The organism is Methylobacterium sp. WL69, assembly GCF_008039485.1.
Lineage (GTDB): Bacteria > Pseudomonadota > Alphaproteobacteria > Rhizobiales > Beijerinckiaceae > Methylobacterium.
The window spans coordinates 1-8,323 of record NZ_VRUZ01000136.1 but is presented as its reverse complement, the minus strand read 5'-3'; the positions used below and the strand labels follow the sequence as shown (position 1 = coordinate 8,323).

5 protein-coding genes are annotated in these 8,323 nt (G+C 70.2%); 2 read left to right on the top strand and 3 right to left on the bottom strand.

All coding sequences use genetic code 11. The annotated features are described in order from the left end of the window. Window positions 1–491: 491 nt before the first annotated feature. The 3 genes from FV218_RS21125 to FV218_RS21115 all read right to left on the bottom strand — a co-directional run bounded on the left by FV218_RS21125 (window position 492) and on the right by FV218_RS21115 (window position 5,441). Window positions 492–1,034: a TetR family transcriptional regulator gene (locus tag FV218_RS21125; RefSeq protein ID WP_056096524.1), complete on the bottom strand. Its 543-nt coding sequence runs from the start codon at window positions 1,032–1,034 to the stop codon at window positions 492–494. A 217-nt stretch (window positions 1,035–1,251) separates the two neighbouring features. Beyond that, window positions 1,252–4,359, bottom strand: coding sequence for an efflux RND transporter permease subunit (locus FV218_RS21120; protein WP_147711432.1), 3,108 nt, complete (start codon window positions 4,357–4,359; stop codon window positions 1,252–1,254). Then, window positions 4,356–5,441, bottom strand: coding sequence for an efflux RND transporter periplasmic adaptor subunit (locus tag FV218_RS21115; protein WP_147711431.1), 1,086 nt, complete (start codon window positions 5,439–5,441; stop codon window positions 4,356–4,358). Before FV218_RS21115 ends, FV218_RS21120 begins: the two co-directional genes overlap by 4 nt. A gap of 652 nt (window positions 5,442–6,093) precedes the next feature. Between FV218_RS21115 and FV218_RS21110 the strand changes: the two genes are divergently transcribed. Next, window positions 6,094–7,101: an ABC transporter substrate-binding protein gene (locus tag FV218_RS21110; RefSeq protein ID WP_147711430.1), complete on the top strand. Its 1,008-nt coding sequence runs from the start codon at window positions 6,094–6,096 to the stop codon at window positions 7,099–7,101. Window positions 7,102–7,106: 5 nt separating this feature from the next. Continuing rightward, window positions 7,107–8,147 carry an LLM class flavin-dependent oxidoreductase gene (locus FV218_RS21105; protein ID WP_147711429.1) on the top strand — a complete coding sequence of 347 codons (1,041 nt, stop codon included), beginning with the start codon at window positions 7,107–7,109 and terminating at the stop codon, window positions 8,145–8,147. Window positions 8,148–8,323 lie beyond the last annotated feature (176 nt).

Here is an 8,323-nt window from a genome sequence, read left to right as displayed (position 1 = left end):
GAGGGGATGCCGGGGCGGGGGACGCCGCTGCCCGGGTTCGGTTCGCGTCCGCCGCGACGCCTTCGGCCTCCGGCGTCTCGTCATGGTGCTGGTTGGCGCTGATCATCGCGGCCTGACTTTCCTCGTGGACCGGTCGTAGCCGAGCCGGCGGCCGGTGCAATTAAAATTACGATTAACATCTATTACGGTCTGGGAAGAGCGTCAACCCGGCTTGTGCCGGATCGCAGGGGTCAGCCTCCGGACACGGAAAGCATCGCTGTCGCCCTCGGGCATCCGTCCGATGACCATGCCCGCATCGGCCCGGCCGAAGCCGTTCGACGGGGCGCCCTCGATGGGGGGACGATCGGTCCGACGCGGTCCAGCCCGGCCCCGTCGGAATCGGCGAGGCCGAGAATCGGGGGCAGGACGCCGTTCCGGAGTGCCATCACCGTGAGGGGCGCCTCAAGCGATGACGGCGGCCTGGAACATGTGCCCGGCGGTGTCCTCGGGGTTCAGGACGCGACGGAGGCATGCGCCGCCTGGAGGAGATCGTTCGCCAACGCTTCGTCGTTGACCGCCCGTGCCAGGACGACGGCACCGACGAGCGTCGACAGCGCCGCGAGGGATTTTTGCCGACGGCGCTCCCGCGATGCCTTCGGCGTCAGGTTAGCCAGGATGGAGGCCAAGCGCTCGACACCGTGGGTGAACCGGGTCCGGACGGGGCTGCCCGGCGCTTCCCGCGAGACGTCGTTGGCCAGGGCCGCGAGGGGACACCCCTTGCCGGGTGCCTGGACGTGCCCGAGGGACAGGTAGTTCGCCAGGATGGTGTCCACGTCCCCGCGCCGGTCCTCGCCGAGCGCGGCGTCGAACGCCTCGGCGGCGAGGGCGTCCTTGTTGGCGAACTGCCCGTAGAAGCCGCCATGGGTCAGGCCGGCGGAGGCCATGATGTCGGCGACGCCGACGCCGTGGAGCCCGCGCTCGCGGAACAGGGCCGCCGCGACCTCGACGACGCGCTGACGGTTGAGCCTGGCCTGCTCCTGCGAAACTCTCGGCATTCCCTGATCCTCAAATTCGACGTCTCATATAAATGCATCGTGTCATCTAAAGAAGGGCTGCCCCCGGCCTTCGATCTCAGGTGCGCCGTCAACGACAATCGACCGGCCTGCGCGAGGGGGCAGGAGCGCAGACCGGTCGTCGTACCGCACGCCCGCCATCCGGGCGCGCGATCCCCGGATGCCCCGGGGACCGGGGCATGAATGGGTTCGAATCGCCTCAGGACTTGGCCGGAACCGGCATCCGGCCGGCATCCGCCAGGACGGCGTCCGCTTTCGGCGCCCGTGCGACCCGGAACCACAGGGCGTAGAGCGCCGGCAGGAACAGCAGGGTTAGCAGCGTCCCCACGCCGACGCCGCCGATGAGGACGTAGGCCAAGGCTCCCCAGAACACCGAGTGGGTGAGCGGGATGAAGGCCAGCATCGCGGCCGCCGCGGTCAGGATCACGGGTCGCGCCCGCCGCACCGTCGACTCGACGATGGCGTCGTAATCCGACAGGCCGGAGGCGCGGTCGTGATGGATCTGGTCCACCAGGATCAGGGTGTTGCGCATCAGGATGCCCGACAGGGCGATCAGCCCGAGGATCGCGTTGAAGCCGAAGGGCTGGTGGAAGAGCAGCAGGGTCGGCGCAGCCCCGACGAGGCCCAGCGGCGCGGTGGCGAATACCATGAACATGGTCGTGAACGAGCGGACCTGGATCATGATGACGGTCAGGGTCACGATCAGCATGATCGGGAACACCGCCACCAGCGACATCATCGCCTTCTCGCTCTCCTCCACGGCACCGGCCGTGTCGATGCGGTAGCCCGGCGGCAGCTTCGCCTTGATCGGGTCGAGCAGGGGGAAGACCTGGGCGTGGACGTCCGGCGGCTGACGGCCGTCGAGCACGTCGCCCTGGACGCGGATGTAGGTCTCGCGGTTGTAGCGTTTGAGCACCGCGTCCTCGCTGCGGCTCTCCAGGCGCGCGACCTGGGACACCGGGACCTGGCGCCCGTCCTTCGTCGCCAGGGTGAGATCGCCGATCTCGCCCAGGGACCGCCGCTCCGGGCCGGGGCTGCGCAGCAGCACGTCGACGGAGCGCAAAGTCTCGCGGACCTGGGTCGCGGGCGTCCCGTTGAGGTAGCTCTGAAGCTGCTGCCCGGCCTCCTTCGGGGTCAGGCCGATCAGGCGCAGGCGTTCCTGGTCGAGGGCGAGATGGAGGGTCGGGGTCCTGTCGCCCCAGTCGAGGTGGACGAGGCGCATGTTGGCGTTGGCTGCCATGACGTCCCGGACATCCGCCGCGATGCCGCGGATGACGTCGAGATCGGGGCCGACGACGCGGAAGGCGACGGGAAACCGGATCGGCGGGCCGAACACGATCTGGAGCACGCGGACCCGCGCCTCCGGGAAGCGGCCCGCGTCGACAAGTTTCCGCACCTTGCCCCGCAGGGCGTCGCGGGCATGGGCGTCGGCCGTCTGCACCACGATCTGCGCGAAGGCCGGGTCGGGCAGCTCGGGATCGAACGAGAGCACGAAGCGCGGCATGCCCTGGCCGACGTAGCTCGTGATCTCTTGCGCCTCGGGCAGGTCGCGCACGGCCGCCTCGACGCGTCTGACGCTGGCCTCCGTGGTGGCGAAGGCCGAGCCCGCCGGCAGGGTCACCTCGACGATGAGCTCGGCCCGTTCCGAGTTCGGGAAGAACTGCTGCTCGACGCGGCCCATGGCGACCACGGCGCCGGCGAACAGGGCCACGATGATGCCGGCGGCCATCCACTTGTGGTCGACGGACATCCGCACGACGCGGCGCAGGCGCTCGTAGTTCTTCGTGGCGTAGATCGCCTCGTGGCCGCCTTCGACCTTCTTGATGTTCGGCAGCAGCTTGACGCCGAGATACGGCGTGAACGTCACGGCCACGATCCAGGAAATGATCAGCGAGAACGACACCACCCAGAAGATGTTGCCGGCATACTCACCGGCGGTTGAGGCGGCGAAGCCCACGGGGAGGAAGCCCGCGATGGTCACCAGCGTGCCGGTGAGCATGGGCGCGGCCGTGGCGCTCCAGGCATGGGTCGCCGCCTCGATGCGGTCGGCACCCTCCTCCATCCGCACCACCATCATCTCGATGGCGATGATGGCGTCGTCGACGAGCAGCCCGAGGGAGATGATGAGGGCGCCGAGTGTGATGCGGTCGAAGTCGCGGCCGGTGATCATCATCACCACGAACACCGCCGACAGGGTGAGCGGCACGGCGAGGGCCACGACGATGCCGACCCGGAAGCCGAGGGCCACGAGGGACACGAAGATCACGACGCCGAGTGCAGTGAAGAACTTGACCATGAACTCGTGGATGGCGTCGTCGATGACCTTGGCCTGATCGGTGATCTTGGTGAACGAGAGGCCGGCGGGCGTCTCGTGGTGGATCGCCACCTCCTGGGCGTTGAGGGCCTCGCCGAGCTTGAGGCCGTTGAATCCGGGCTTCATCACCAGGCCGAGCATCAGGGCCGGCTCGCCGTCGTTGCGGATCGCGAAGGACTTGGGGTCCTCGTAGCCGCGCTTGATTTCGGCGATGTCGCCGAGCTTGAGGCTGCGGTCGCCGGCGGCCACCGGCAGGTTGCGGATCGCGTCGAGGCCGTCGAGGGCCCCGTCGAGGCGGAGATAGACGCGGGGTCCCGCCGCCTCGACGAAGCCCGCGGGCGTGACGTCGTTCTGGTTGGCCAGCGACTGCAGCAGTTGCTGGCCGGTGATGCCGAGCGTCGCGAGGCGCTGGTACGAGATCTCGACGAAGATCTTCTGGGCCTGCTCGCCCAGGATGTTGATCTTCTCGACGCCGGCCACGCGGAGCAGGCGCTGCCGAAGGTCTTCGGCCCGCGTCACGAGGTGGCGGTGCGGCAACCCCTTGGCCTGGAGGGCGTAGAGGGCGAAGTAGATGTCCGAGAACTCGTCGTTGAACAGCGGCCCCATCACCCCGCGCGGCAGCCCGGAGGCTTGATCGGACAATTTCTTGCGCGCCTGGTAGAACTCCGCCTGAAGTTTGGCCGGCGGCATGTTGTCCTTGAAGATGACCTTCATCAGCATGAGGCCGGGCCGGACCGTGGTCTCGACGCGGTCGTAGTAGACGAGCTCCTGCAGGCGCTTCTCCAGGGGGTCGGCGACCTGCCGTTGCATCTCCTCCGCGGTCGCCCCCGGCCACGCGGCCGAGACCGCCATCACCTTCACGGTGAAGGCCGGGTCCTCGGCACGGCCGAGCTTCTGGAAGGCGAAGAACCCGGCGCCGGTGAGGGCGAGGAGCAGGAACAGCGTGACGGCCCGCTCGCGGACCGCCAGGGCGGAGAGGTTGAAGCCGGTCACCGGGCGACTCCCGTCATGCCGGGGGGCGCCTGCCGCACGGTCTGGCCGGCCTTGAGGAGATGGGCGCCGAGGGCGACGATGCGCTCTCCGGGGCTGAGGCCCGATGCGACCTCCGCGCTTTCCTCGGACAGGCGGGCGATGGCGACGGGCTGCGCCGTGACGGTGCCGGTGGCCGTGTCGAACTTCCAGACCGCGGAGCCGCCCCCTGTGTCGAACAGGGCGGCCAGGGGCACCTCGACCGCCGCGGCGCGGCCGGCGTCGGCGGCCTTGAGCCGAAGCGTCACGGTCGCGCCGAGGGGCGCGTCCTCGCCGCCTCCCGAGAGGATGTAGCGCGCCCGGTAGGTCCGGGTCGCCGGATCGGCGGTGGCGGACAACTCGCGCAGGCGCGCCGGATAGGTCGCCTCGCCCTCGGCATAGAGCGTCGCCGAGGCCGCGCCCTGCGCCAGGCGCCGGCTCGCCTCGGGCAGGAAGACTTCCGCCTCGCGCGATCCGTCGCGGGCGAGCTTGACCACGGTCTGGCCGGCGGCGACCACCTGACCGGGCTCGGACGGCACCTCCATCACCACGCCGTCGGCATCGGCCTGGAGCTCGGAATAGCCGGCCTGGTTCGAGACCTGGCTCGCCTGGGCCTCGGCGTTAGCGAACTGGGCGATGGCCGCGTCCGCCGCGGCCTTGTTCTGGTCGTAGGTCTGCTTCGAGGTCCAGCCGTCGCCGACGAGCTTGCGGCTGCGCTCCTCGTCGGCCCGGGTCCGGATCATCTGCGCGCGGGCGGCCTCGACGGAGGCCCGGGCCCCCGTGAACGCCAGGGTGAAGTCGGTCCGGTCGAGGCGCATCAGCGGCTGGCCGCGCTTCACCCGGTCGCCCGGATCGACGAGGCGCTCGAAGATCTTGCCGCCGACGCGGAAGCCGAGATTGCTCTCCGTGCGGGCACGGACGACCCCGGTGTAGCGCGACACCCCGCCCGTCCCGGCGGCGACCGCGACGGTCTGGACCAGCGGCGGCTCCGGGGTCACGGCGGTCTCGGCCGGCGAGCATGCCGCCAAAGCCAATCCCGTGAGGCCGAGCACCCATCTCGCATCCATTGCCCGTCTCCCAACGACTGACCGAAAATTAAAATGTTGAATATCATCTATTGAGAGGCTGGCGCTGCGTCAATGGCCGTGATCCCCTGCCCCTACGGAACCCATCGAGACGCCATGCCGCGTCTGGCACGAGGGACGGAAGCAGGGGGCTTGCTCATCATGGGTGTAGATATAAATTGACAGTTAAATCTATTTTTTGGGGCTTTGAGAAGTCGCCGAGGTCCGGCTGCCTGGCTCCGGCGACTCCGCCGGGCGGTGCCGTCCAGGGCGAACGCTGCATGTCCGATTGACGCTTCAAGATCATCCGACCGTCAGGCGTTTTCGCGAACTGGAGCGGGCGGGTGCGATCAGGGAGCGCCGGCCGTTCGGCGCCGAGGGGCTCAGGGCGCTTGCCCTGGCAAGGCATCGGAAGTCCATAAGCCCGAGGCTTTGGAGAAATCCTGATCTTCAGCTGGCGCAGCGATGAAAACATTCGTCCGCAAAGAGACCAAAATACAAAAAACCCTTTCCTTGCGAAATCTTGATCGGCCCCTGTAAACCAGGGGCACGGGATCGTGATCGGGCGGCGGAGCGGCCGGCGATCGGGGCCGTGCCTTTCGTCGGGCGTCCCCCGGCCATGCCCGGCGCGAGGCGACCAATCCGGAGACCATCGATGACCGACGACACGCCGCGCGGGGCAGCCCCCTCGCGCCGGACGATCCTGCGCGCCGGTTCCGGCGCTGCCGCGATCCTGCCCGTGGGCGCGATCCTGCCCCTGGGGATACCCGCGGTCCACGCCGCCGAGCGCACCGTCCGCCTGAGCTATCAGCGCTCCTCGACCCTGCTCACGGTCCTGAAGGCCAGGGGCACCCTCGACGAGCGCCTGAAACCCCTGGGGTTCGCGCCGTCCTGGCACCTGTTCACGAGCGTGATCGAGCCGATGAACGCCGGGGCCGTCGACCTCCATGCGGACGTCGCCGATGCGGTCCCGATCTTCACCCAGTCCGCCGAGGCGCCCCTGACGTTCTATGCCCGCGAGGTCGGCGCCCCCTCGGCCGAGGCCATCATCGTCCCGGCGGAGTCGCCGATCCGCACCATCGCCGACCTCCGGGGCCGCACGGTCGGCGTCTCGCGCGGCTCCGGCTGCCACTTCATCCTGGCGGCGGCGCTGAAGAACGCCGGCCTGACCTTCGCCGACATCAAGCCGGCCTACCTCCAGGCGCCGGAGGGGCTCGCCGCCTTCGGCCAGGGCAGCCTCGATGCCTGGGTGATCTGGGACCCGTTCCTCGCCATCGCGCAGGCCAAGCGCCCCGTGCGGGTGCTCGCCGACGCCACCGGCCTGTCGAGCTACCACCGCTACTACCTCGCCAACGACCGCTTCGTGGCCGAGAACCCGCGCGTGGTCGCCGTGGTCTACGACGCCCTGCAGGACGCCGGCCGCTGGGTGAAGGCGGAGCCCGACGCGGCCGTGGCCCTCCTCGCGCCGATCTGGGGCGACCTCGCCCCGGACATCGTCGCCACGGTGAACCGGCGCCGGACCTACGCGGTGACACCGGTGGTTCGCGCCGAACTCGGCGAGCAGCAGGCCATCGCCGATACCTTCCACGAGGCCAAGCTGATCCCGCGCAAGCTCGACGCGACGGCGGTGAAGATCTGGCAGCCCGCCCCCGAGCGAGGTTGAGGCGGATGACGAACGCACCGCGCTTCGGGATCTGGGCCGCCGTCCACGGCGCGCGCGCCGCCCATCACGATCCGGACGAGCCGGACGACGCCAGCTGGGACCGCAACCGCGCCCTCGTGCTGGAGGCCGAGGCCCTCGGCTTCGACGCCGTCCTCGTCGCCCAGCATACGGCCAACCCCTACGACGACGGGCGCGACCAGCTCGAAGCCTGGACGGCCTCGGCGGCGCTGGCGGCGCTGACCCGGCGCATCGAGATCATCGCGGCGATCAAGCCGGGGCTCTACCACCCCGTGGTGCTGGCCAAGATGGCCCTGCAGATCGAGCACATCGCGCGGGGCCGCTTCGCCCTCAACCTCGTGAATGCCTGGAACCGGGCCGAGTTCGAGCGGGCCGGCCTGCCGTTTCCGGCCCATGACGCGCGCTACGCCTACGGCGCCGAGTGGATCGGCCTCGTCGACCGGCTGATGCGGGGCGAGCGCGTCACCCATGCGGGGCCGCACTTCCGGGTCGAGGACTATCAGCTGCGCCCGGCCGGGACGTTTCGGGCACGGCCGACCATCTACCTCGGCGGCGAATCCGAGCCGGCCCGGGCGCTGGCGGCGGAGCGGGCCGACGTCTGGTTCATCAACGGGCAGCCGCTGGACGACGTCGCCGCCCTGATCGCCGACGTCGCCGCCCGGCCCGCCCCCGCGCCCCTGCGCTACGGCCTCTCGGCCTTCGTCATCGCGCGGGAGACGGACGCGGCGGCGCAGATCGAGCACGCCCGCCTGCTGGCCCTGGCGAACCGCGACGCGGGGCTCCGGGCCGGCACGCGGGCCCGCACGGACGCGGCGAGCGTGATGTTCGCCAAGACCGATGCGGCCGCCACCCGCCATGTCGGGACGAATGGCGGGACGGCCGCCGGGCTCGTCGGCAGCTACGACACAGTCGCGGCCCGCATCCGCGACTTCCACGCGGCCGGCATCGACCTGTTCATGCTGCAGTTCCAGCCGTTCGAGGCCGAGATGCGGCGCTTTGCCGAGCAGATCCTGCCCCGGGTGCGCTGACGATCAGGGGCGGGCGACGAACCCGGTGGTGGGCGGCCATGCGGGTTAGAGTTTTGCGGCTTCGTCTGTTCGGACCGCTCGCCTGCCTCGCCCTGACCGGCGCGGCCCTGTTCGACGCCCGCTGCGCCGGCTGCCACGGCGCCGGGGGCGAGGGCGCGGCGGCCGACGCCCTCGCC